The sequence below is a fragment of the Mycolicibacterium stellerae genome (assembly GCF_003719305.1).
In the GTDB taxonomy this organism is placed as follows: Bacteria; Actinomycetota; Actinomycetes; order Mycobacteriales; family Mycobacteriaceae; genus Mycobacterium; species Mycobacterium stellerae.
The window spans coordinates 77,327-99,456 of sequence record NZ_RARC01000015.1 but is presented as its reverse complement, the minus strand read 5'-3'; the positions used below and the strand labels follow the sequence as shown (position 1 = coordinate 99,456).

Annotated in this window: 23 protein-coding genes; 18 read left to right on the top strand and 5 right to left on the bottom strand. The window is 65.6% G+C overall.

The window, feature by feature from the left end:
* The first annotated feature begins 7 nt into the window (after positions 1-7).
* The 3 genes from D6M19_RS19240 to D6M19_RS19230 are packed head-to-tail and all read left to right on the top strand — an operon-like array spanning position 8 to position 3,506.
* Positions 8-1,846: an ArnT family glycosyltransferase gene (locus D6M19_RS19240; RefSeq protein WP_123026887.1), complete on the top strand. Its 1,839-nt coding sequence runs from the start codon at positions 8-10 to the stop codon at positions 1,844-1,846.
* Positions 1,847-1,871: 25 nt separating this feature from the next.
* On the top strand, positions 1,872-3,080 hold the full coding sequence (locus tag D6M19_RS19235) for an alpha/beta hydrolase family protein (protein ID WP_123026886.1): 1,209 nt from the start codon (positions 1,872-1,874) through the stop codon (positions 3,078-3,080).
* Positions 3,081-3,095: 15 nt separating this feature from the next.
* Complete coding sequence (locus D6M19_RS19230) at positions 3,096-3,506, top strand: ester cyclase (protein WP_123026842.1); 411 nt, start codon at positions 3,096-3,098, stop codon at positions 3,504-3,506.
* A gap of 31 nt (positions 3,507-3,537) precedes the next feature.
* Here the strand turns inward: D6M19_RS19230 and D6M19_RS19225 are convergent, their stop codons facing one another.
* Both D6M19_RS19225 and D6M19_RS19220 read right to left on the bottom strand, forming a co-directional pair.
* Complete coding sequence (locus tag D6M19_RS19225) at positions 3,538-4,431, bottom strand: class I SAM-dependent methyltransferase (RefSeq protein ID WP_123026841.1); 894 nt, start codon at positions 4,429-4,431, stop codon at positions 3,538-3,540.
* Positions 4,432-4,492: 61 nt separating this feature from the next.
* Positions 4,493-5,350 carry an oxygenase MpaB family protein gene (locus D6M19_RS19220; protein WP_123026840.1) on the bottom strand — a complete coding sequence of 286 codons (858 nt, stop codon included), beginning with the start codon at positions 5,348-5,350 and terminating at the stop codon, positions 4,493-4,495.
* 76 nt (positions 5,351-5,426) lie between these two features.
* Here D6M19_RS19220 and D6M19_RS19215 point away from each other — a divergent pair, with 76 nt between their 5' ends.
* On the top strand, positions 5,427-6,056 hold the full coding sequence (locus D6M19_RS19215) for a TetR/AcrR family transcriptional regulator (RefSeq protein ID WP_123026839.1): 630 nt from the start codon (positions 5,427-5,429) through the stop codon (positions 6,054-6,056).
* Here the strand turns inward: D6M19_RS19215 and D6M19_RS19210 are convergent.
* Positions 6,053-6,631, bottom strand: coding sequence for a VOC family protein (locus D6M19_RS19210; RefSeq protein WP_123026838.1), 579 nt, complete (start codon positions 6,629-6,631; stop codon positions 6,053-6,055). The genes D6M19_RS19215 and D6M19_RS19210 overlap by 4 nt on opposite strands.
* Positions 6,632-6,711: 80 nt before the next feature.
* Between D6M19_RS19210 and D6M19_RS35285 the strand changes: the two genes are divergently transcribed.
* From D6M19_RS35285 to D6M19_RS19155, 11 genes are all read left to right on the top strand, one after another.
* Positions 6,712-6,897 carry a hypothetical protein gene (locus D6M19_RS35285; RefSeq protein WP_407665372.1) on the top strand — a complete coding sequence of 62 codons (186 nt, stop codon included), beginning with the start codon at positions 6,712-6,714 and terminating at the stop codon, positions 6,895-6,897.
* A gap of 36 nt (positions 6,898-6,933) precedes the next feature.
* Positions 6,934-8,073 carry an alpha/beta hydrolase gene (locus tag D6M19_RS19200; protein ID WP_123026837.1) on the top strand — a complete coding sequence of 380 codons (1,140 nt, stop codon included), beginning with the start codon at positions 6,934-6,936 and terminating at the stop codon, positions 8,071-8,073.
* A 29-nt stretch (positions 8,074-8,102) separates the two neighbouring features.
* Positions 8,103-9,047: a 2-hydroxyacid dehydrogenase gene (locus D6M19_RS19195; RefSeq protein ID WP_123026885.1), complete on the top strand. Its 945-nt coding sequence runs from the start codon at positions 8,103-8,105 to the stop codon at positions 9,045-9,047.
* A 53-nt stretch (positions 9,048-9,100) separates the two neighbouring features.
* Positions 9,101-11,296, top strand: coding sequence for an acyl-CoA dehydrogenase family protein (locus tag D6M19_RS19190; protein ID WP_123026836.1), 2,196 nt, complete (start codon positions 9,101-9,103; stop codon positions 11,294-11,296).
* A 46-nt stretch (positions 11,297-11,342) separates the two neighbouring features.
* Positions 11,343-12,245 (top strand): LysR family transcriptional regulator, encoded by a 903-nt coding sequence (locus tag D6M19_RS19185; protein WP_123026835.1) that lies wholly within the window; start codon positions 11,343-11,345, stop codon positions 12,243-12,245.
* 133 nt (positions 12,246-12,378) lie between these two features.
* Complete coding sequence (locus D6M19_RS19180; RefSeq protein ID WP_123026834.1) at positions 12,379-13,878, top strand: APC family permease; 1,500 nt, start codon at positions 12,379-12,381, stop codon at positions 13,876-13,878.
* 36 nt (positions 13,879-13,914) lie between these two features.
* A complete protein-coding gene (locus tag D6M19_RS19175) occupies positions 13,915-14,931 on the top strand; it encodes an aminotransferase class IV (RefSeq protein ID WP_123026833.1) in 1,017 nt (338 codons plus the stop codon).
* 29 nt (positions 14,932-14,960) lie between these two features.
* Positions 14,961-15,644, top strand: coding sequence for an esterase (locus D6M19_RS19170; protein ID WP_123026832.1), 684 nt, complete (start codon positions 14,961-14,963; stop codon positions 15,642-15,644).
* A 102-nt stretch (positions 15,645-15,746) separates the two neighbouring features.
* The gene (locus tag D6M19_RS34305) at positions 15,747-15,989 is read left to right on the top strand and encodes a hypothetical protein (protein ID WP_234834941.1); all 243 of its coding nucleotides are present in this window, start codon (positions 15,747-15,749) and stop codon (positions 15,987-15,989) included.
* On the top strand, positions 15,989-16,318 hold the full coding sequence (locus tag D6M19_RS19160) for a hypothetical protein (protein WP_123026831.1): 330 nt from the start codon (positions 15,989-15,991) through the stop codon (positions 16,316-16,318). The genes D6M19_RS34305 and D6M19_RS19160 overlap by 1 nt, the downstream gene beginning before the upstream one ends.
* Before the next feature lie 129 nt (positions 16,319-16,447).
* On the top strand, positions 16,448-16,924 hold the full coding sequence (locus D6M19_RS19155) for a hypothetical protein (protein ID WP_123026830.1): 477 nt from the start codon (positions 16,448-16,450) through the stop codon (positions 16,922-16,924).
* A 12-nt stretch (positions 16,925-16,936) separates the two neighbouring features.
* On the opposite strand, the gene fadD2 is transcribed toward D6M19_RS19155, so the two are convergent.
* Positions 16,937-18,616 (bottom strand): long-chain-fatty-acid--CoA ligase FadD2, encoded by a 1,680-nt coding sequence (gene fadD2 / locus D6M19_RS19150; protein WP_123026829.1) that lies wholly within the window; start codon positions 18,614-18,616, stop codon positions 16,937-16,939.
* A gap of 65 nt (positions 18,617-18,681) precedes the next feature.
* On the opposite strand from fadD2, the gene D6M19_RS19145 reads away from it, so the two are divergent.
* From D6M19_RS19145 to D6M19_RS19135, 3 genes are all read left to right on the top strand, one after another.
* The gene (locus D6M19_RS19145; RefSeq protein WP_123026883.1) at positions 18,682-19,947 is read left to right on the top strand and encodes a DNA polymerase domain-containing protein; all 1,266 of its coding nucleotides are present in this window, start codon (positions 18,682-18,684) and stop codon (positions 19,945-19,947) included.
* 85 nt (positions 19,948-20,032) lie between these two features.
* The gene (locus D6M19_RS19140) at positions 20,033-20,446 is read left to right on the top strand and encodes an STAS domain-containing protein (RefSeq protein ID WP_123026828.1); all 414 of its coding nucleotides are present in this window, start codon (positions 20,033-20,035) and stop codon (positions 20,444-20,446) included.
* A 102-nt stretch (positions 20,447-20,548) separates the two neighbouring features.
* The gene (locus tag D6M19_RS19135; protein ID WP_123026827.1) at positions 20,549-21,199 is read left to right on the top strand and encodes a GAP family protein; all 651 of its coding nucleotides are present in this window, start codon (positions 20,549-20,551) and stop codon (positions 21,197-21,199) included.
* Here D6M19_RS19135 and D6M19_RS19130 read toward each other — a convergent pair.
* Complete coding sequence (locus tag D6M19_RS19130) at positions 21,196-22,086, bottom strand: mycobacterial-type methylenetetrahydrofolate reductase (protein WP_164478581.1); 891 nt, start codon at positions 22,084-22,086, stop codon at positions 21,196-21,198. The genes D6M19_RS19135 and D6M19_RS19130 overlap by 4 nt on opposite strands.
* Positions 22,087-22,130: the final 44 nt, after the last annotated feature.

Here is a 22,130-nt window from a genome sequence, read left to right as displayed (position 1 = left end):
TTCCCCGATGAACGTCACTGCCGAAAGGCGCACGCAGATCCTGCTTGCCGCGCTGATCGCGGCGGCCGCGGCGCTGTACCTGTTCAATCTGTCGGCAACGGGTTACGGCAATTTGTTCTACGCCGCGGCGGCCGAGGCGGGTTCGCACAGCTGGTCGGCGTGGTTCTTCGGGTCACTCGACGCGAACAACTTCATCACCGTCGACAAGCCGCCCGCCTCGTTGTGGATCACCGGGTTGTCCGTCCGGTTGTTCGGCATGAACAGCTGCTCGATACTGGCACCTCAGGCGCTGATGGGCGCGGCATCGGTGGCGGTGCTGTCCGCAACCGTTCGCCGCGCGTTCGCCGCCACCGGGGCGGGATCAGTCGCCGGGCTGCTTGCAGGCGCGGCGTTGGCCTGCACACCGGGGGCGGCGTTGATCTTCCGCTTCAACAATCCCGACGCGCTGTTGGTTCTGGTGCTGACGGTCGCCGGATACTGTCTGATCCGGGCCGTCGAGTCGGCGTCGTGGCGCTGGCTTGCTCTGGTGGGCGTCGCGACGGGCGCGGCGTTTCTGACCAAGATGGGAGAGGGCTTTCTTCCGTTACCCGCATTCGCCGCCACGTACCTGTTCTTGGCGCCGACGACGTGGCGCAGGCGATTGCTCCATCTGCTCGGTGGCACCGCAGCGCTGATCGCAACCGCGGGCTGGTGGGTGTTGACGGTCGCGGTGATCCCGGCGACCGCGCGGCCCTACGTCGGCGGATCGACCGACAACACGGTCCTGCAGTTGGCCGTCGGCTACAACGGCATGACCCGCATTCTGGGCCGAAACAGCAATCACTCGGCCGATCTCTCCTCGCCCGCGTTCGGACAGGGGTGGTCGAGACTCGGTGGCGGGCCGGGGCTGCACCGGCTCTTCACCTCCGAGATGGCCAACGAGATCTCCTGGCTGCTGCCTGCGGCCCTGGTGGCCGCCGCTTTCGGCGCGTACCTCCTGATGCGCGGCAGGCTGCGCCGCGGTGAAGAGGCCGCGCTGGCGATGTTCGCGGGATGGCTGCTGGCTAGCGCGCTGGTGTTCAGCTATATGAGCGGCATGGTGCACCCGTACTACACGGTTGCGATGGCGCCCGCGGTGGCGGGGCTCGTCGGCATCGGCACCGCGTGGGCGTGGCGGGAGCGCGGCGGCTGGGACGGCCGCATCACGATGGCGGCAATGATCCTGCTCACCGCGATGTGGTCGACTATCCTCCTGCGCCGCAACGCTTTTGGTCCGGAATGGCTGGCGTGGGCAGTCGCCGCCGTCGCGATCGTGGCAACGGTCGCCGTGATCGTCATCGGCGGACACCGGGGATTGGCGACGGCGGTCATCGTCGGGGCGGTGGCCGCGATCGGTGGACCGACTGCCTTCTCGATCGCCACCGCGGCAACCCCACACCAGGGCTCCATCCCGACGGCACTGAGGAAAGGGCCGGGCCAACTCGGCAATTGGGGCGGCGACGAAGCCTCCAATCCGGACCTCGCCAGCGTGCTGGCCGACACGCACACCGAATGGTCGGCCGCAACGAACGGCTCTCAGTCGGCTGCCGCGCTCGAGGTCTCGTCGGGCACTGCGGTGATGGCGATCGGCGGATGGAGTGGCGATCCGGTGCCCACCCTTCAATCGTTCATCGACGACGTGCACGCAGGAAAGATCGCCTACTACGTCGAGGCGGGACGGGGAGGCGCCGCCGAGCTGAAGGACCGCGGCGAGGTGGTCTACGGGCGCAGCCGCAGCGCCGCGCACACGCGCGAGATCGCCGACTGGGTGGCCGACCACTATCAGGGCACAGTCATCGGCGAATCGACGGTGTACCGGCTGACGTAGGCGTGTGCGCAGATACGATCGGGCCGTGTCCAGTACCCAGCCGCCCAGTGCCGCGCCGGTTGATCCCCCCATTCCCGTTCCCGACGTCCCCGGCGCCGACGCAGGTTCGCGCGGCCTGCCGCGGCGCGTGGATCTCACGCTGCGCCAACGATTGATCGTCGATTCCTCGGCGATCGCCGATCTCGGCCTGCGCACCGCGCTGGCATCGGTGGTGGGTGCGGCGATGCTTCCGCAGATGGCGCTGGCGGCGTTCAACAGCTCGGGTGCAAAGCAACAACGCGAAGCACTGCAGTTCTACGCCGAACTGGGTGCCGAGAAGGACGGGGAGCTCTCGTTTCCCGCGCCGACGGAGGTGCCGCGGATCTCGTCGCGCCCGGCGAACCCCGTCGCGGAGTGGATGGCCAACGGCCGCGTGCACAACATCCGGTTCAACAGCAGCTTCGAGGCCGTCAACCCGGCGATGCGCGACCGGTGTGAATCGTATGAGCGCAACAACGTCGTGCACGCCCAGCACTGGCGCCACGACGACGGACCACACCCAACGCTGTGCGTCATCCACGGGTTCATGGGGTCGGCGTACATGTTCAACGGGTTGTTCTTCTCTCTGCCGTGGTTCTACCGGTCGGGCTATGACATCCTGCTCTACACAATGCCGTTCCACGGCCGTCGTGCCGAAAAGTACTCTCCCTTCAGTGGTTACGGGTTGTTCGCGAACGGCTCTGCAGGCTTTGCCGAGGCGATGGCTCAGGCTGTGTTCGACTTCCGGTCGCTACTGGACTACCTGGAGTACACCGGCGTCGACCGAATCGCGCTGACCGGGATGTCGTTGGGCGGCTACACCTCTGCGTTGATCGCCTGCGCCGACGACCGCATCCAGGCGGTCATCCCCAATGTTCCGGTCGTCATGCCGGAGAAGCTGGTCGACGAGTGGTGGCCTGCCAACATGCTCGTCGCGGTCGGCGATACGCTCAGCGGGACCGGCGATGAACTGTCAACGGCCGCAGCGATGTTCCACTCGCCGTTGAATTATCCCGCCTTGGTCCCGAAGGACCGGCGGTTGATCATCGCCGGTCTCGGCGACCGCCTCGCCCCGCCGCAGCAGGCCGAAGCGCTGTGGGAGCACTGGGACCGCTGCGCGTTCCACTGGTTCCCCGGAAACCACATCCTGCATGTCAGCCAGCCGGACTACCTGCGCAGGATGACACGGTTCATGCGCGACTTCATGTTCAGCTAGCAGAATAGGACGACAATGGAGAGCCACCTCGAGCAGCTTCGGTCCCTCTATCTGGACTATCTGAAGGCCTGCAACGATCACGACTTCGATCGCATGTCGACGTTCTACGCCCCGTCCATCCAGATCAACGACGCGCCGATGGAGACGCACGCCGTCACGGCGCAGTTCGCCCCGCTGATCGAAGCGTTTCCCGACTGGCGTTGGACGGTGCGCAACATGGTCATCGACGCCGAACACATCGCGCTGAGCTTCTCGGTCTCCGGCACCCACCGCGGTACCTTCGAAGGAATCGAAGCGACCGGCCGCCGAGTAACCATCTCGGAGTTCACCATCTACCGGGTGGAGGACGACAAGTTCACCCACGTATGGGATCTTGCCGATTTCGCGTCCCTCAAAGAGCAGATCGGGCAACCACCACTTTCCTGATGGCCGATCCGCCGCCGGGGCCCCTTTTGGGTCACCCCTTTATGGCGCTGACCAGCGAAATGCTGGCGAACATCGGCCCGGCCTCGGAATCCGGTCCCGGCACCGGCCGATCGATTTGCCGGAAGTAATCGGGCAGCTCGACTTCCGAGCCCTTCCACCCGTGGTCGGTGAACCAGTCGATCGCAGGCGCGTGCTGCTCGTTGTAGATCAGCGAGAAGAATCGGGAGCCGTCCGGTGCTTCCCGTTCCACTTCGCGCGCCTGCTTATAGAGCTCGTCGCTGAACGGCTTCCCGTCGTCGACCGCGACATGGCTGCCGGGCGCCGCAAGGTCATGGATGCCTGCGAAGAGCTCTGCTTGCGCGGCGGCGGGCAGATAGACCAGCAGCCCTTCGAGCAGCCATGCCGACGGCCTGGACGGATCGAATCCGCTCCGTCGTAGTGCCGCGGGCCAGTCATCGCGAAGGTCGACGGGGATCTCGCGGCGCTCCGCGGTCGACGCGTCACCGCTGCCGGTAAGCACGTCTGCCTTAAAGGCCAGCACCTGGGGCTGATCGAGCTCGAAGACGACTGTGCCTTCCGGCCACGCCAGCCGGTAGGCACGCGAGTCGAGCCCCGCCGCGGGAATCACGATCTGGCGCACACCCGCATCGGCCGCGGCATAGAAGTATTCGTCGAAGAACTGTGTGCGTGCGGCCTGGTAGTTGACGAAGTGCGCGCCGAACTCGGACATCAACTTGTTTTCCGGCGCCTTGCCGTCGAGCACGTCGGCCCAATCACCGCCGACCGCCCGGCAGAAGATCTCCGCGTACGGGTCGACGACCAGCGGATGCGGCTTGTTCGCCTCCAACGCTCGGGAAGCTGCGACGAACAGCGCCGTCGCGCCGACGCTCGAGGTGATATCCCAGGTGTCGTTATCGGTACGCATACATCGGTTGTACGCCCGAATTATGGCAACCAGCTGTGCCGGGAGATGCCGCAGGGCGCGGCTAGACGAGCGGTCGTCCGGTCCGGATTCGCCAGTCCAGATCCTTTAGCAGCCAATTGAACGGAAACTGCCGGATCACCGTCGGCAGCAGGTCGTTGACGAAACGAATGCGCTTCATCAACCGGTCGAAGCGGGCCTGCCTGTCGTCGTCCCAGTCCAACCGCATCTCGTCGCGGAACCGCTGCGGCAGAAAGCCGCCGGTGATCAACAGGTTGAAGTCGTCCAGCCTGCGCTGCACGGCCGCGGGGAGCTTCGCTCCACGCACCCGGCCCGCTGCGATCGGCCAGAGGAAGTCGCGGACCTTGTCGTCGATGTGCACCTGCGCCATCGACTCCTCCCAGTAGCGGTCGAACGCCGCCTGGTCGGCCGGCCACATCTCGCGGGGCACCTGCAGCATCGTCCCAAGCGCGATGCCCTCGCAGAACAGTTGCTCGGCCCGCTGGTCGTCGATCTCGCCGACGAAGATCTTGTAGATGTCAACGACGCCCTTGTACATGCAGGCGCCGACCCACATCTGCAGGTCGGGGTCGAACGCGTTGTAGGAGACCGGGCTCTCCTCGGTCGAATACACCTGCGCGTGGGCGCCGTTCACCGCCCGCCGGTACGCCGCCTGCTGCTCTGGGGTTCCGTTCGCGGAGACGGCGAGGTAGGTGAATGTGGTGCGGGCCCGTTTGATCGGGTGGCGGTCGATCCGGCCGCTCTCGACGCGACTTTCCACCACGCCATGGCCGACGCCCGGTCGCGACAGCTGCATGATCACGTTCGCTGCGCCCGCCAGCAGGCCGACCCCCATCATGCCGCCGACGGCATCGGGGGTGCGGCGCCGGAAGATCGGTTTGCGAGCCTCACGAATCGTCATTGATTACCTGCCCAAATGTGAGAACGACTGTTGTCAGATATTGCCCCAGCCCGTTGACGGCTGTCAAGGTGGCACCATGGCCGGCATGGCACAGGTCCGCCCGTATCGCGGAATCGAGGCGGCCGAACGCCTTGACGAGCGGCGACGTCGGCTAGTGGAGGCCGGCCTGGACCTCCTCGGCGGCGACAGCGCTGAAACCGATCTCACCGTGCGCGCCGTATGCAGTCGGGCCGGGCTGACCGCACGCTACTTCTACGAGAGTTTCACCGACAAAGACGAGTTCGTCGTCGCGGTCTTCGACGCCGCCGTCGCCGACGTCGCGGCCACCACCCAGGCGGCCGTGGCCGCCTCGCCGCCGGCCGGGCAAGGTCGCGCAGGCATTGCCAACCTGGTGCGCATCGTCAGTACCGACTCCCGCATGGGCCGGGTGTTGTTCGACGTCCGAATGTCGAATCCGGTCATCCTGCGCAAACGCTCCGACCTCGGCGGAATCTTCGCCTTTCTGCTGGCGCAGCACCTAGCGTCGGCCCTGCGCCGCGACCAGACCGGCAGGAGCAACGCGGCCGTCCACTTCGTGGTCGGTGGCGTTGGTCAGACCATCAGCGCATGGCTGGCGGGCGAAGTGGACCTGAGCCAAGAGCAACTGGTCGACCAGCTCGCGGCGATTCTCGGCGCGCTGGACGATCCCGGCCTCTACTTCGATTAGCCGGCCGGTACCGGGCGCCTGCGATCCGCCGACGTCTTCGGCTGCGCCTGGGTATCTGCCTCGGTGAATTCCTTTACCCAGCAGGCGAACTCGAGGGTAATGCCGTCGGGGTCGTGGAAGTAGAAGGACCGCACGTAGACGCCCGGGTGCACGGTCGGCGAAACCTGTGCCGCGCTTTCGTCGTGGTTGAGCACCGGCCCGACGCGGACCCCTTTGTCCTTGAGTCGCTGCCGGTAGGAATCGAATTTCTCGGCGGGAACGTGAAATGCCAGGTGATTCATCGAGCTGACCGAGCTGGTGATCTCGCCGATTCCCGGGATCGCAACGGGTGAGGAGATGCCGGGCACCCGATCGGGCGCCTCGGTGAACCAGAAGAAGGCGACGCAGTCGCCGTTGCCGGCATCGAAGAAGAAGTGCTGGCCCATGCCGCCGGGCAAGTCGAGTGACTTGATCAACGGCATCCCGAGCACGCCCGAATAGAAGTCGACGGTCTTCTGCATGTCCGAGCACACCAGCGCCACGTGGTTGATACCCCCGAGCTGGAACTCCGAGTTCTTGTTGTCGGGCTTGATCATGGCGCGTCTCCTCGAGCCGACTACGCGAAACTCCTGTGGGGAGCGAAATCTGAATCTAACATCAGGTTCAGGCTGGATCAATGACCGTGGATTCCGGGGCGGAGGAAAACGGTGCCGGTCAGTCCGTGCGAACAATGCCGACCGTGCGTTGCCGGCACACGCAGGTGGCGATCGATGCTGCGGCGCGAGCGATCATCGCGCGCAAGGGATTTCTGTCGACCACGATCTCCGATATTGACGCGGCGGGAGCGCAGCGTGCGGCGTGACGGCTATTGCAGCGGTGAAAAGGAGACGGGACCGACATGACGAGGACACCGTCATCCGGAACACCGGGCGTAACGCGCGAGTTCGTCGGATTGGATTCTCCCACCGCGCGGCGGGCGGGGTCGGGCGGCCATCCTTGCCAGGGGCTGTATCACCGCGGGGTGGGCCGCAAGCCGAAAGTGGCGATGATCGCCGCGCACTATCAGATCGACTTCTCCGAGCATTACCTCGCCGACTACATGGCGACCCGCGGCATCGGATTTCTCGGCTGGAACACCCGATTTCGCGGATATGAGAGCAGCTTCCTGCTCGACCACGCCCTGGTCGACATCGGTGTGGGCGTCCGCTGGCTGCGTGAAGTTCAGGGCGTGGAAACGATTGTGCTGCTGGGTAATTCCGGTGGCGGCTCGCTGATGGCCGCCTACCAGGCACAGGCGGTCGACGGCCACGTGACACCGCTGGAGGGCATGCGCCCCGCAGCCGGTCTCACCGAGCTGCCCGCCGCCAACGGCTATGTGGCCAGCGCCGCGCACCCGGGCAGGCCGGATGTCCTCACCGCCTGGATGGATGCCTCGGTCGTCGACGAAAACGACCCGATCGCAACCGATTCCGCCCTCGATCTCTTCGATTCGAAGAACGGCCCGCCGTACAGCGAGGAGTTCGTCACCCGGTATCGCTGCGCCCAGGTCGCCCGCAACAACGCGATCACAGACTGGGCCGAACGTGAACTCAAACGTGTTCGTGCCGCGGGCTTCTCGGACCGGCCGTTCACGGTCCTGCGAACCTGGGCCGACCCCCGGATGGTCGACCCAACCCTGGAGCCGACCAAGCGGCCACCCAACACGTGTTACGTCGGTGAACCGGTCAAGGCCAACCGGTCGGCACACGGCATCGCGGCGGCGTCCACGCTGCGCAGCTGGCTCGGCATGTGGAGCCTGCGGCACTCGCAGACACGGGCCGAGCCGCATCTGGCGCGCATCGACTGTCCCGCCCTTGTGATCAACGCCGAGCAGGACACCGGCGTTTATCCGTCCGACGCCCAGCGCATCTTCGACGCACTCGCAAGCACCGACAAGACGCAGTTCGCCATCGACACCGACCATTACTTCACCACTCCCGGGGCGCGCACCGAGAAGGCCGATACGATCGCCAGGTGGATCGCGAAGCGGTGGCGGTAGCGGCTGACTACTCGCGCAAGCGCTCGTCGGTGCGGGTCCTGGCCCACTTCGCGCCCGGCGCCAAGGTGCTGGAATTTGTTTCGCCAGAGGCTGATTGGCTCGATATTCACTACTGCGCCGAGGATGACGACGACACTTTCCATCGCGAACTGCCGCGGGCCGACGTGATCTGGCACGTGCTGCGGCCGTTGTCGGCCGCCGATCTCGAGCAGGCGGCCAGCGCCAAGCTCGTGCACAAGCTGGGTGCGGGCGTCAACACCATCGACGTCGATGCCGCATCACGCCTCGGTATCGCGGTGGCCAACATGCCAGGCGCCAACGCCGCTTCGGTGGCCGAGGGCGCCGTTCTGCTGATGCTTGCCGCGCTGCGCCGACTACCCGAACTCGACCGGGCCACCAGGGCAGGCAGCGGCTGGCCGTCGGATCCCAGCCTCGGCGACACCGTCCGCGACATCGGCGGCGCCACGGTGGGGCTGATCGGCTACGGCAACATCGCCAAACGCGTCGAAACCATCGTGACCGCGATGGGCGCCGAGGTGTTGCACACCAGCACCGGCGACGACGGCCAGCCCGGCTGGCGATCGCTGCCGGACCTGCTGACCGCAAGCGACATCGTGTCGCTGCACCTGCCGTTGACCGCGCAGACCTCGAATCTGCTGGATGCCGCGGCCCTTGCCCTGATGCGGCCGAGCGCCGTCGTTGTGAACACCTCGCGCGGACCGATCATCGACGAAGACGCGTTGGTCGACGCGCTGCGAGGCGGTCGGCTGGCGGCGGCCGGCCTAGACGTCTTCGCGGTCGAGCCGGTACCGGCCGACAACCCACTGCTTGGCCTCGACAACGTCGTGCTGACACCGCATGTGACCTGGTACACGGCCGACACGATGCGCCGCTACCTCGCCGAAGCCGTCGACAACTGCATGCGGATCCGTGACGGCCGGGACCTTCGAAACGTCGTCAATTCGCCCGAGTAGTGTCGTTCCCAACCCACCGGTTATTAGGGAAGACCTCAAGTGAAGGTGCATCGATGCCCATAGCAGTCAATCCTGAACACAATGACCTCGCCGATTCGGTTCGGTCCCTGGTGGCGCGGGTGGCGCCGTCGGACGTTCTGCATGAGGCGCTCGAGACTCCGATCTCCAATCCGCCGCCGTACTGGAGGGCCGCCGCCGAGCAGGGCCTGACGGGCGTGCACCTGTCCGAAGCCGTTGGTGGACAAGGGTTCGGGATACTCGAGCTGGCGATCGTGCTCGCCGAGTTCGGCTACGGCGCGGTGCCGGGGCCGTTCGTGCCATCGGCCATCGCCAGCGCGCTGATCTCCGCGCACGACCCCGAGGCCAAGCTGCTGAACGACCTGGCGTCGGGCGCGGTGATCGCCGCGTACGCGATCGACTCCGGGCTGACCGCGACCCGGCACGGCGACGGCCTGGTCATCCGGGGCGAGGTGCGGGCGGTGCCCGCCGCCGCCCAGGCATCGGTGCTGGTGCTTCCGGTGGCGATCGACAGCGGCGAAGAGTGGGTGGTGATCGACGCCGAGGCGCTGGAGATCGAACCCGTGCGCAGCGTCGACCCGCTGCGACCGGTGGCCCATGTCCGCGCCAATGCCGTGGAAGTCGGCGACGACCGCGTGCTGAGCAACTTGAGCCGGGTCCTCGCGCGCGCGCTGATGTCGACCCTGCTGTCGGCGGAGTCGATCGGCGTGGCCCGCTGGGCCACCGACACCGCGTCGGCATACGCCAAGATCCGCGAGCAGTTCGGCAGGCCGATCGGGCAGTTCCAGGCCATCAAGCACAAGTGTGCGGAGATGATCGCCGACACCGAGCGGGCGACCGCGGCGGTGTGGGACGCCGCCCGTGCCATCGATGAAGCAAGCGAAGGCAATTCGGAGGACAGCGCATTCGAGTTCGCCGCCGCGGTGGCCGCGACCCTGGCTCCTGCCGCCGCTCAGCGCTGCACCCAGGACTGCATCCAGGTGCACGGCGGGATCGGCTTCACCTGGGAGCACGACACCAACGTCTACTACCGCAGGGCCCTCGTGCTGGCCGCGTGCTTCGGCCGGGCAGCCGACTATCCGCAGCAGGTCGTCGACATCGCCACCAGCACCGGCATGCGCAAGCTCGACATCGATCTGGACCCCGATACCGAGAAACTGCGCGACGAAATCCGCGCAGAGGTCGCAGCGCTCAAGGCACTTCCACGCGGCGCGGAGCGCAACACCGCCATCGCAGAAGGCGGCTGGGTGCAGCCGCACCTGCCCAAGCCGTGGGGGCGGGCGTCGGATCCCGTCGAGCAGATCATCATCGCTCAGGAGTTTTCGTCCGGCCAGGTCAAGCGCCCGCAGATGGGCATCGCGGCGTGGATCATCCCGTCGATCGTCGCGTTCGGTACCGACGAGCAGCAGCAGAGGTTCCTGCCGCCGACCTTCCGCGGCGAAATGATCTGGTGCCAGCTGTTTTCCGAGCCGGGCGCCGGTTCCGATCTGGCCAGCCTGTCCACCAAGGCCACCAAGGTCGACGGCGGCTGGCGCATCACCGGCCAGAAGATCTGGACCACTGCGGCGCAGTTCTCCCAGTGGGGTGCGCTGCTGGCCCGGACAGACCCGAGCGCGCCCAAGCACAACGGCATCACCTACTTCCTGCTTGATATGCGCAGTGAGGGCGTGGAGGTGCGGCCGCTTCGGGAGCTCACCGGCAACGCGATGTTCAACACCGTCTTCATCGACGACGTGTTCGTTCCCGACGAGTACGTGCTCGGCGAGGTGGACCGCGGATGGGAGGTCAGCCGCAACACCCTGACCGCAGAGCGGGTGTCCATCGGCAGCAGCGAGCCGCTCGGCATGGCCAGCCTCGAGGGTTTCGTCGAGTTCATCAGAGATGGTCAGTTCGACCAGATCGGTCAGAACCACGCAGGCAGGCTGATCGCCGAGGGCCATGCCGCCAAGGTGCTCAACATGCGCTCGACGCTGCTGACGCTCGCCGGTGGCGATCCGATGCCAGCCGCGGCGATCTCCAAGCTGTTGTCGATGCGTACCGGGCAGGGCTATTCCGAGTTCGCCGTATCGTCCTTTGGCACCGACGGCGCGATCGGCGATCCCGAACAGCTGCCGGGGAAGTGGGCCGAGTACCTGCTGTACAGCCGGGCCACCACCATTTACGGTGGCACGACGGAGGTGCAGCTCAACATCATCGCCGAACGGCTGCTGGGTCTGCCGCGCGATCCGTAGAACCAGAGAGGGTGCGCCGACGACCGCAGACGTCACGCTTCGACAGTTGCGTTACTTCGCCGTGCTCGGCGAGGAACTCAACTACCGTCGCGCCGCCGAGCGGTTGTTCATCACCCAGCCCGCCCTCTCGACGGCGATCAAAGCACTCGAGCATCAGCTCGGCGTCATGCTGTTCACCCGCAGCACCCGTGAGGTCGCGTTGACCGAGCTCGCCGCGGTCTGGCTGCCCAAGGTGCGCGACGCGCTGGCAGGCATCGACTCGGCCGTCGACGATCTCATCGCGATCTCGGCGCACTACCGCCGCATCCGGCTGGGCTACCTGATCGGGACCGGTGCGGACCTGTTGTTCCGCCTGGTCCGCCATTTCGAGATGGTCCATCCCGAAATCACGGTTGAGCCAAGGGAATTCGACTTCTCTGATCCAACGGCCGGTCTCGCCGAGGGTACCACTGAGGTGGCCATCATCCGGCCGCCGGTCGACCTGCCTGAGCACCGGATGTTCATCCTCGACGCCGAGAACTGGGTCGCGTGCCTGCCAAGGGATCACCGGCTCGCGAAGCGATCGGAGTTGACGATCGCCGAATTGCTCGACGAGCCGATCGTGGTGGCGCCCGCCACCGCCGGAACCTGGCGGGACTACTGGATGGCGATGGACGCGCGGGACGGCAAGCCACCGAAGATCGCCGCGGTCGCCGCCACCTACGAGGAGGAGACGACGACCATCGCGCGCGGGCTCGGCATCAGCTTCACAAGCGAGGCGAGCGCGCGACTCTACAACCGGCAGGGCATCGTCTACGTGCCGATCACGGATCGGCCCCGTAACTACACCGCGCTCGCGTGGCATCCGGCCGGGCTCAGCCGCGAGGCGGCCGAGCTGGTGGCACACGTCCGCGAGGAATGGAGCTTCGGCGAGGGTAAGCCCGTGGAACGGCCTGCGACTTATTACTGACCCTGATCGCACTCGCAAGGGCACGACCACTGATAACCGCAAGTTATCAGTAGATCAGATATTGGAACTTCCGCGGGGCAGGTCAACAGGGTTTTCTGGGTTCACCGTTCGATCCGTCTCGCCTGGAGAAGCCATGACAGATATCGCGCCCGCCGAAGCGAAAGCTCCGGAACCCGCCAACGCCGAGGACGCCAACCTCGAGCAGTTCGGCTATACCCAGAAGCTCGACCGCTCGGTCGGCCGACTGGCTTCGTTCGCCATCGGCTTCGCGACGATCAGCGCCACCACGGCCGTGTTCACCGGCTTCGGCGCCGGTTACTTCACCGCGGGTGCGCCGTTCGTGTGGACCCTGCTGCTCGCCGGCGCGGTCTTCCTTCTTTGGGTCGTCATCGCCGCGGACCTGACGGCCAAGATCCCGCTGGCCGGCTATGCCTACCAGTGGACCAGCCGGATCCACGGCTCCACCCTCGCGTGGTTCACCGGCGTGATGGCGCTGGCCGGATGGATCTGCGGCATGACGGGGGTGGGATTCATCCTCTCCGGTTACCTCGGCGGCTTGTTCGGTTGGGCCATGTCTCAGACCGTCCAGATCCTCGTCGCGATCGGGGTGATGGCCGTCTGCATGCTCGTCAACCTCTATGGGGTGCGGTTCGCCACGATGGTGAACAACATCGGCGTCAGCCTGGAGTTCGTGATCACCGTCGGTGCGACGATCTTGGTGGCCGTCGTCGCCTTCGCCACGCCGGAGAATCACCAGCCCTTCTCGGTGCTGTTCACCGGCGGCACCTCCGACGGCAGCAACCCGTACATCCTGGCGTGGCTGGCTGCCTCGCTCGGACCGTTCTTCGGCTTGATCGGCGTGGAAGCCAGTGCCGACGTCGCCGAGGAAACCGTGAACGCGCGGAGCGTGATTCCCCGCACGATGTTCTACGCGTTGACCGCGTCCATCGTCATCGAGTTCTTGATGTACGTGGTCTACGTGCTGGCCATCAAGGATGCCGCCGCAGTCGAGGCCAACTCCGCTGCACCCATCGAAGAGATCATCACCCAGCAGGTCGGCCCCGTGATCACCAAGATCGTTGTTGCAGTGGCACTCACCAACGTGATGGCGTGCATCCTGGCCAACATCCTGGTCGCGACGCGGCTGACCTACTCGATGGCCCGCGACAACATGCTTCCGTTCTCGCACGTATGGCGGCACGTTTCACCGACAAACCGCACCCCCACCTATGCCGTGCTCGGACTGTTCGGCTTCTCGACTGTCCTGCTTCTCTTCGCCTTGGTCAGCGAGAAAGCCTTCTTCCTCATCCTCGGGCTCTCGTCGCTGGCCGTGTTCGCCACCTACGTGCTGCAGACCATCGCCCTGATCATCGGTCACCGCCGGGGAACCATTCCCACCCCCGAACCGGACACTTTCCACCTGGGCCGCGCCCGCATGCCGATCTACGTCGTCGGCCTCGTCGTATTCACCCTGGTGTGTGCGGCACTGATCCTGCTGCCCCAGTTCGCAGGCAACAAGTGGGTATTCCTGGGTCTCGTCGTCCTCGCAGGACTCTGGGCGATGACCGGGCTGAGGAAGCGTCTGGCCAACGGTGACGCAGGGCCTGATTTCGCCAAGACACACCTGACCTGAATTCGACTGACACAGAACATCTCCGAAAGGAACGCCATGACCATCACAGATCTCGGTGCGAGCAACCTCGTCGCCGTGGAGCCCGGCGTGATCCGGGAGGACACCCCACCCGGGTCGGTGATCCAGTACAGCGACTACGAGCTGGACACCTCCAGCCCGTACGCAGGCGGTGTCGCCTGGATCGAGGGCGAGTACATCCCGGCAGCGGACGCCCGAATCTCCATCTTCGACACCGGCTTCGGGCATTCCGACTTGACCTACACGGTCGCACATGTGTGGCACGGCAACATCTTTCGGCTCGGCGATCACCTCGACCGGTTGCTGGACGGCGCGCGCAAGCTGCGGCTCGACGCCGGCTACCGCAAGGATGAGCTTGCCGACATCACCAAACGGTGTGTGAGCATGTCGCAGTTGCGGGAGTCGTTCGTCAACCTCACCGTCACGCGTGGCTACGGAAAACGCAAGGGCGAGAAGGACCTTTCCAAGCTGACCCATCAGGTCTACATTTACGCGATCCCCTACCTGTGGGCGTTTCCGCCGAGCGAGCAGATCTTCGGAACGACTGCCATCGTCCCGCGGCATGTGCGGCGGGCGGGGCGCAACACCGTCGACCCGACCATCAAGAACTACCAGTGGGGCGACCTGACCGCGGCCAGCTTCGAGGCGAAGGACCGCGGCGCGCGCACCGCGGTCCTGTTGGACTCCGACAACTGCGTCGCCGAGGGGCCGGGCTTCAACGTCTGCATCGTCAAGGACGGCAAGCTTGCCTCGCCGTCTCGAAATGCGTTGCCGGGCATCACCCGCAAGACGGTGTTCGAGATCGCCGACGCGATGGGAATCGAGGCAACGCTGCGCGACGTCACGAGCTACGAGCTGTACGAGGCCGACGAGCTGATGGCGGTCACGACGGCGGGCGGTGTCACGCCGATCATCTCGCTCGACGGCGAGGCACTCGGCGACGGCACGCCGGGCGCGATGACGACCGCCATCCGCGACCGGTTCTGGGCGTTGATGGACGAGCCGTCGCCGCTGATCGAGGCGATCGAATACTGACCGACCGCCCGCACAGCTACGCTCCGCTCATGATGCGTACTGTGCTGGCCGGATTGTTGGCAACGGGTCTGCTGATGGTCTCGCCACCGGCGCCGCCGACTGCGCATGCCGCAGACCTCTGCGCCGACTTCGGCGGCGCCGTCGAGCCGGACGGCCTGTGCCGAACCAAGGTGACGACGCCGAATTACGAGCTCTCGATGTCGTTCCCCGTCGACTTTCCCGACCAGGCTGCCGTCGATGACTTCCTGACCCAGACGCGGACCGGCTTCCTCAACGGGACGGGTACGACCAACTTCGCGGGCGTGCCCTACGCCATGGACCTGACGGCATCGGTGTGGGCGTCCGACACCACCAGGTCGGTGTCGTTCGAGGTGTATCAGAATATGGGCGGCGCACACCCTGACACCTGGTACAAGGCCTTCAACTACGACACGGTCCGCAACCGCCCGATTGCGTTCGCCGACCTCTTCGGCCCAGGCGTCGATCCGCTCACCGCCATCTACCCGATCGTCACGCAGAAGCTGTCCACCGATATGGGCGTGCCCGCGCCCATTATCGATAGTGACGGCATGGACCCGTCGCACTACCAGAACTTCGCAATCACACCCGTCGACGTGGTGTTCTTCTTCGGCCGGGGTGAGCTGATGGCCGGTGCCGCGGGTGCACACACCGTGTACGTGCCGCGCAATGCCATACCGCCGTTGGCGGTCTAGCCTTCGCAGGCGGTCCGAGGTCTACCATCGAAATAGGTTTCAGGCTCGTAGCGGTTGGCGGTAGTGATGAACGATTTTCGGCAACGCGTAACCCGCCTCGTCGTGACCGCATCGGCGGCCGCATCGTTCTTGGTGGCAGTACCCGCCATCGCCAGCGAATCCGACACCCAGGAAAGCGCGCAGCCGTGCGTGAACGGTGTGATCCCGTGGAACCCGTTCGTGGTGAACTGCAACCTGCCGCCGCGCGCGCCGAGGGTTCGCGGCGCCGCTCCCGACGCGGGAGCGATCATCGCGTGCCGAGACCATCCCGGCTGCCTGTCCTGGTATGTCAACGGTCCCTGGTAGTGAGCGACACCAGAGACGTCGAAAAGCGTTGGCGTGACCCGGAAGCTCTGCGTCACGCGGTTGAGTACGGTCTCGGCGTCATCGTGGTGGCCGGCGTCGCCTTCGCAATTTTTGCCGTCGTCGACAAGGGCTCGGTCGTACTGGCCTCGACCGTGCCCGCGATCCTGTTCTTCGGTGGCGTCGGCGCACTGGTGAAGGCGTACCGCGTCTGGCGCGACGGCGGAACATGGCCGATCTGGCAGGGCGCAGGATGGTTTCTGTTGACCCTGATGCTGGTGTGCCTGTCTATCCCCTGGTCAGCGGTGATGTACGCGAGCGGGGTCAGCTGAATTTGGTTGTCATCGCAACTAAATGGATTCAAAGTCAGCAAACCGGATTGCCCTGATCTTGGTGGGCTGCCAATGTGGGCAGCAAGCGCCCGCGTCGGGCGCTTTACTTTGCCACTAAGGACCGATCGCATGTCGAAGCGCATCACCACTGCCGCCACCCTCGTGTTGGGAACCGCCGCAGGCGCGCTCGTCGCCTTCGCGCCGGTCGCCAGCGCCGAGGACCCGCCTCCCTGCAATCCGGACGACACACAGTGTCAACAGCAGCAGCCCCCGGTCGATCCCGCAGGCATCGTTGGCTCCGCCACCGACCAGGCCAACCAGGCGATCAACCAGGCACCTGCCGCCAGCCCCTATCCGACATCAGGTGCGCCGGGAGGCGTGTGCATGAGGATGAATGGTTTCCCGATCTACATTCCACCGGGCGGCATCCCATCAGAAATGGCCTCGTCCGGCATTCCCTCCGGGCCAGTCCATGCGGGCAACTGCACCGCCGAGGACACGTTCGTGGGCGTCGACGCCGCCCAACAGGCTTCTGACGCCGCTCAAGGAATCGTCGGCGCCGCAACGCCACCACAGGACCAGCAACTGCCGCCGCCCGGCCAGTAAACGCGAAAAGTGTTACTCCACTTCCATATCGCGTAGTTCGCGCTTGAGGATCTTGCCGGTCGGGTTGCGCGGCAGTTCTTCGAGAAAGACGACTTCCCTCGGCACCTTGTAGCGGGCCAGGTTGTCCCGGACGTATGCCTTGATGGCGTCCTCGTCGAGGTTGGCGCCGTCGGTCTTCACCACGAACGCGCGCAGCCGGTGACCCCACTCCTTGTCCTCCACCCCGAGTGCGGTGGCCTCGACAACCTCGGGATGGCCGCTGATGAGGTCTTCCACCTCCGCCGGGAAGACGTTCTCGCCGCCCGACACGATCATCTCGTCGTCTCGGCCGCTGACGTAGAGCAGGTCGTGCTCGTCGAAGTAGCCGACATCGCCGGAGGACATCAGCCCGTCGATGATCTGCTTGTGACCGCCACCGGTGTAGCCCTCGAACGGGAAGGTGTTGCCGACGAAGATCCGGCCGACCTCACCCTGTGGCAGGTCGTTGCCGTTGTCGTCGAGGATCCTGATCTTCACACCCTTGACGACCGGGCCGACCGTGGCAGGGTTGATCGACAGGTCCTTCGGTCGCGCGATGGTGGCGAACGCGATCTCCGTCGACCCGTACAGGTTGTAGATCACCGGCCCCAGATCCTTCAGCGCCCGCGTGGCCAGCTCCGCGCCGAGCTGCGACCCGGAGACGAACACGATCCGCAGCGACGACAAGTCGGGCTTGCGCTCCATCTTGTCCAGCTCGTCGAGGAGCCGCGACAGCATCACCGGAACGACGACCATCGCGGTGGCCTTGTTCTTCTCGATGTCCGCGAGCACCGTCGCCGGCTTGAAGCGCCGTCGCAGCACCAGCGTCGAGCCAAGGAACATCGCGATCGTGGCGTGCAAGAAGCCGAGCGCGTGGAACATCGGCGCGGGCAGCGACGTCACCTCGTTGGCCTTGAACGGCACATGGGAGAGCACACCGCCGATCGGCGCCAGCGACGGCGGCGTACTGCGGTTGGCGCCCTTGGGCGTCCCGGTGGTGCCGCTGGTCAGGATGATGATCGACGAGTGCTTGGTCACCTTGGGTGCCGGCTTGCGGCTGCTGCGCTCGATGAGATCGGCCAGGGTCTCATCTGTGCTGCCCGACGGTTCGTCCTTGTCGGGGTTGGTGCCAAGCGCGCGCAGCTTGCCCTGCGGCGGGTCGGCCTGCGCGACGGCCTTGGTGTACTCGTCGTCGTAGATGATCACATGGGCGTTCTCGCGCTCGGACACCTCTTTGATCTGCGGCCCGGAGAACTCGCTGTTGAGCAGGATGATGCGGGCGCCGACGCGGGCCGCACCGTAGATGGCGATGAGGAACCAGCGGTGGTTGCGGGCCAGGATCGCCACCCCGTCGCCGCCCTTGACTCCCATCGCCAGCAGCCCGTTGGCGACGGCATGCGCGGCGTCGTCCAGCTCTTTGAACGTGATCTCGCCGTCGTCGTCGACGATCGCCGTGCGGTCGGGTGTGCGGCGCGCGTTCAACGCCGGAATCATGCCGAACTCGCCCCAGCGCCGGATATCGGCCACGAAGGCGGCGATGTTCTGCGGCGGTTCCAGCTTCAGCGCACCCGCTTCGAACATCTTGCGGGCATAGTGCAGTTCGGCTGCGCCGCGCTCGGCGTACTGCTGGATTTTGGCAGCTGCCTGGAAGGGAAGATCGGTGAGCTTCGGCATGGCACCACAATATGTGACGACCGTCGCAGCGCGGCCGGAAAGTGCTGCGTAACTACCATGGCGGTATGGCCGCATCCTCCTCCCGGGGTGAGCACGTGGAGGTCGACGGCGAATTGGTGCCGATCACCCATCCCGACAAGGTCGTTTTTCCAGAGTTCGGCGTCACCAAGCTCGACCTGATCCACTACTACCTGGCGGTGGCTCCGGGGGCGCTGCGCGGCGTCGCCGAGCGGCCGATGATCCTCAAGCGGTTCGTCAAGGGCATCACCGAAGAGGCCGTCTTCCAGAAGCGGGCGCCCGAGAAGAACCGTCCTGCCTACGTCGATGTCGCCGAGTTGCGATACGCGTCGGGCACATCGGCGAAGGAGGCGGTCCTTCACGACGCCGCCGGTCTGGTGTGGGCCGTCAACCTCGGTTGCGTCGACCTAAACCCGCATCCGGTCCGCGCCGACGACCTCGCCCACCCCGACGAGCTGAGGGTCGATCTCGATCCGATGCCGGGGGTCGACTGGCGACAGATCATTCACGTCGCGCTGGTCGCCCGCGACGTTCTCGAAGACCACGGTCTGACCGCGTGGCCGAAGACGTCGGGCTCGCGCGGCTTCCACATCTATGCGCGCATCGAGCGGCGGTGGCCGTTCAAGTTCGTCCGGTTGGCCGCACAGGCGGTGGCCCGCGAAGTCGAGCGGCGCGCGCCCGACCTGGCCACCGCGCGATGGTGGAAGGAAGAACGCGAGGGCGTGTTCGTCGACTTCAACCAGAACGCGTTCGACCGCACGGTGGCTTCGGCCTACTCGGTGCGGGCCATGCGCGATGCCAGGGTGTCGACGCCATTGCTGTGGGACGACGTCGCCGACTGTCGCCCTGAGAACTTCACCATCGCCAGTGTGCCCACCCGATTCGCCGAACGCGGCGATCCATGGGAGGGCATGGACGACGCGGCGGGCAGCCTCGACCAACTACTCGACCTCGCCGACCGGCTCGGCCCTGCCGAGAAAGCACCGAAGGGCGCGAAGAGGACCCAAAGCGGAACCGGCAGCGGGGGAGGCCGTGTTTCATCGATGCCGCTGATCGAAATCGCCCGCACCAAGACCAAGGACGAAGCGATGGCCGCGCTCGAAACCTGGCGGGACAAATATGAGGAAGTAGCTAAGAAACTTAAGCCCGTAGACGTGTTACTCGACGGTATGCGCGGCCCGAGTTCGATCTGGTACCGCATCCGAATCAACCTGCAACACGTGCCAGAAGACCTGCGACCACCACAGGAAGAGCTGATCGCGGACTACAGCCCGTGGGAGAACTACTCCGGCGCACAATTCCGCCGTCCTTAGATTCCGGCAGCCTGAAAAACGGTTCTTAGCAAAGTATTACCGGACGCTCCCCAATGCCTTAGATGAGCGGCATAGCTTTGACCTCATGTACGGAAACCCAGCACTCGACTGCAGCGGCGCACAGGTGCGTGCACTGTGTCGTCAGCTGGCCACCGTGGTGACGGTCAGCGGCGAAATCAACGAGTCGAACCTCGATGTCATCACTGCCTATGCACGGCGCTTCGTCCTGACGGAGAAGCCGTTCGTACTGGATCTGACTGGCGTGAGTTCGTTTGCGCCGGAATGCATTTCACTGCTCTACACCGTCGACGAGGACTGCGAGCACGCCGGCGTTGACTGGTCGGTCGTCTGTAGCCAACACGTTCACCGGACACTGCGGTTGTTCGGCGAAGGTGAGACGTTCCCGACTGTCGGCTCCGTCGCCGAGGCGCTTCACGACATCGCCGATCGCATCGGCGAACGTCGCCGCCTCCTACCTCTACTCACCAAGACCGCCTAACAAAGAAAGGGCGATCAAGTGCTCATCGATCTCCGCTGGTTGACCTACCTACTCGGCAGGCACACCCCCGAACGCACCCCTGCGCGCTAGTCCGCCGACTCGTTGCTCGGCGAGCTGGTACCGCTCGCGCTCGTCGTCGCGCTGTCGCCGGTATCGATAATTCCGGCGGTGGTGCTCGTTCTGCACACCGCCCGCCCGAGACCTACCGGGCTGGCCTTCATGGCCGGCTGGCTTGCCGGGCTGGCGGTGTTAACCATCGTCTTCGTACAACTGCCCCACCGGGTCGACGGGCTCGGCCGAGAGTCCCCGACGTGGGCGCCATGGGTGCGAATCGCCGTTGGTGTCCTGCTCGTCGCCCTCGCCGTCGGGCGGTGGGTGACGCGGAAACGTCAGACGCGCCCGCCTGCCTTCCTCAACCGGCTGAGCCGGATCAAACCCGTCGGCGCGGGGGTCATTGGATTCGGGCTGGTGGTGGCCAATCCCAAGGTGGTCGTCATCAACGCCGCGGCAGGCCTGATCATCGGGACCGCCGCGGTCGGCGTCGGCGTTTGGCTCGCCGTAGCGTTCTACACCGCCCTTGCCGGATCGACGGTGATCGCGCCGATTCTCGCCTACCTGGTGGCAGGTGAGCGCGTCGAGCAGCGACTCGAACAGGGAAGGGCCTGGATGCAGCGTGAGCATGCCACCGTGACGGCGGCCGTCCTGCTCATCGTCGGTGTTCTGTTGGCCTACACCGGGATTCGCGCGCTCTAGCGGTCCGGACTCCAGTAGGCGAGCATCTCCGCGAACGTCTCGAAGGCGGCGCCGGATACCCCGTATGTCGCCTCGAAGTGGATGCTCAGCGGGAAGCCCAGATCGGCGACGCCGTCGATGACCCGCTTGTACAGGTCCACCATCAGCTGGCGCTTATCGGCGGGATCGCGGCTCGCCAGAGACCGGACGAACTCCTGCTCGTTGGCGACCGCCGCATTCCCGGGGTCCTGAATCAGCCAGTCGATCAGACCGACTCTGGTTTCGACCTTGGGCACGAAGCCGAAGGACAGCAGGATCTCGGGCCGATGGTCGGTGTTCTCGGCGAAATCGGTGAGGAACCCCACGATCGCGTCGGAGTACAACAGCTGCGTCATGCCGTAGTTGGCGCCCTGGTTGCATTTGAAGTCGAACCGGCCCTGCTCGCCTTCCCGGGTCGGGATCAGGATCGCACCGCGGTTGTCGACCACCTCGCGGTAGATCGACAGTGCATCCGTCGGTGCGACACCGGTCCCTTCGCCGTCGTTCATGGTGCGGGGCACCCCGACGAACACGATGCCCTCGAACCCGGCGGCACGAAGCGACGCCAGCCGCTCGCCAAGCGCCGCCTCGTCCATGAAGGGCGTGACCTGCGTGCACAGCCCGCGTAGCGCGGGTAACTCCGGCTGGATCAGCGACCAGTATTCGAGCACGTCGAGCTTCGGCTTCATCGGGACGGGCCGGTCGTCGTCCTCCTCGATCATCCCGGGGATCATCACGTGCTTGAGCCGGCCTGCGAGGCCGGACTCCGCGGAGATCCTTGCCACCTTGCGCGCCTCTTCCACCGCATACTCCGGCCCGCGCTCCACGTTGGGAGGCACCAGCTCGAGTGCGATCGTGTTGAGGGTCACTGCGTTGCTCCTGATCAAGATGACCTGACCACGATACCGACCGC

Coding starts and splice junctions, on each gene's coding strand:
- D6M19_RS19180 (WP_123026834.1), top strand. CDS start 12,379: ATGACAGATATCGCGCCCGCCGAAGCGAAAGCTCCGGAACCCGCCAAC.
- fadD2 (WP_123026829.1), bottom strand. CDS start 18,616: ATGCCGAAGCTCACCGATCTTCCCTTCCAGGCAGCTGCCAAAATCCAG.
- D6M19_RS19155 (WP_123026830.1), top strand. CDS start 16,448: ATGTCGAAGCGCATCACCACTGCCGCCACCCTCGTGTTGGGAACCGCC.
- D6M19_RS19140 (WP_123026828.1), top strand. CDS start 20,033: ATGTACGGAAACCCAGCACTCGACTGCAGCGGCGCACAGGTGCGTGCA.
- D6M19_RS19170 (WP_123026832.1), top strand. CDS start 14,961: ATGATGCGTACTGTGCTGGCCGGATTGTTGGCAACGGGTCTGCTGATG.
- D6M19_RS19145 (WP_123026883.1), top strand. CDS start 18,682: ATGGCCGCATCCTCCTCCCGGGGTGAGCACGTGGAGGTCGACGGCGAA.
- D6M19_RS19225 (WP_123026841.1), bottom strand. CDS start 4,431: ATGCGTACCGATAACGACACCTGGGATATCACCTCGAGCGTCGGCGCG.
- D6M19_RS19240 (WP_123026887.1), top strand. CDS start 8: ATGAACGTCACTGCCGAAAGGCGCACGCAGATCCTGCTTGCCGCGCTG.
- D6M19_RS19215 (WP_123026839.1), top strand. CDS start 5,427: ATGGCCGGCATGGCACAGGTCCGCCCGTATCGCGGAATCGAGGCGGCC.
- D6M19_RS19175 (WP_123026833.1), top strand. CDS start 13,915: ATGACCATCACAGATCTCGGTGCGAGCAACCTCGTCGCCGTGGAGCCC.
- D6M19_RS19220 (WP_123026840.1), bottom strand. CDS start 5,350: ATGACGATTCGTGAGGCTCGCAAACCGATCTTCCGGCGCCGCACCCCC.
- D6M19_RS35285 (WP_407665372.1), top strand. CDS start 6,712: ATGACCGTGGATTCCGGGGCGGAGGAAAACGGTGCCGGTCAGTCCGTG.
- D6M19_RS19210 (WP_123026838.1), bottom strand. CDS start 6,631: ATGATCAAGCCCGACAACAAGAACTCGGAGTTCCAGCTCGGGGGTATC.
- D6M19_RS19230 (WP_123026842.1), top strand. CDS start 3,096: ATGGAGAGCCACCTCGAGCAGCTTCGGTCCCTCTATCTGGACTATCTG.
- D6M19_RS19200 (WP_123026837.1), top strand. CDS start 6,934: ATGACGAGGACACCGTCATCCGGAACACCGGGCGTAACGCGCGAGTTC.
- D6M19_RS19190 (WP_123026836.1), top strand. CDS start 9,101: ATGCCCATAGCAGTCAATCCTGAACACAATGACCTCGCCGATTCGGTT.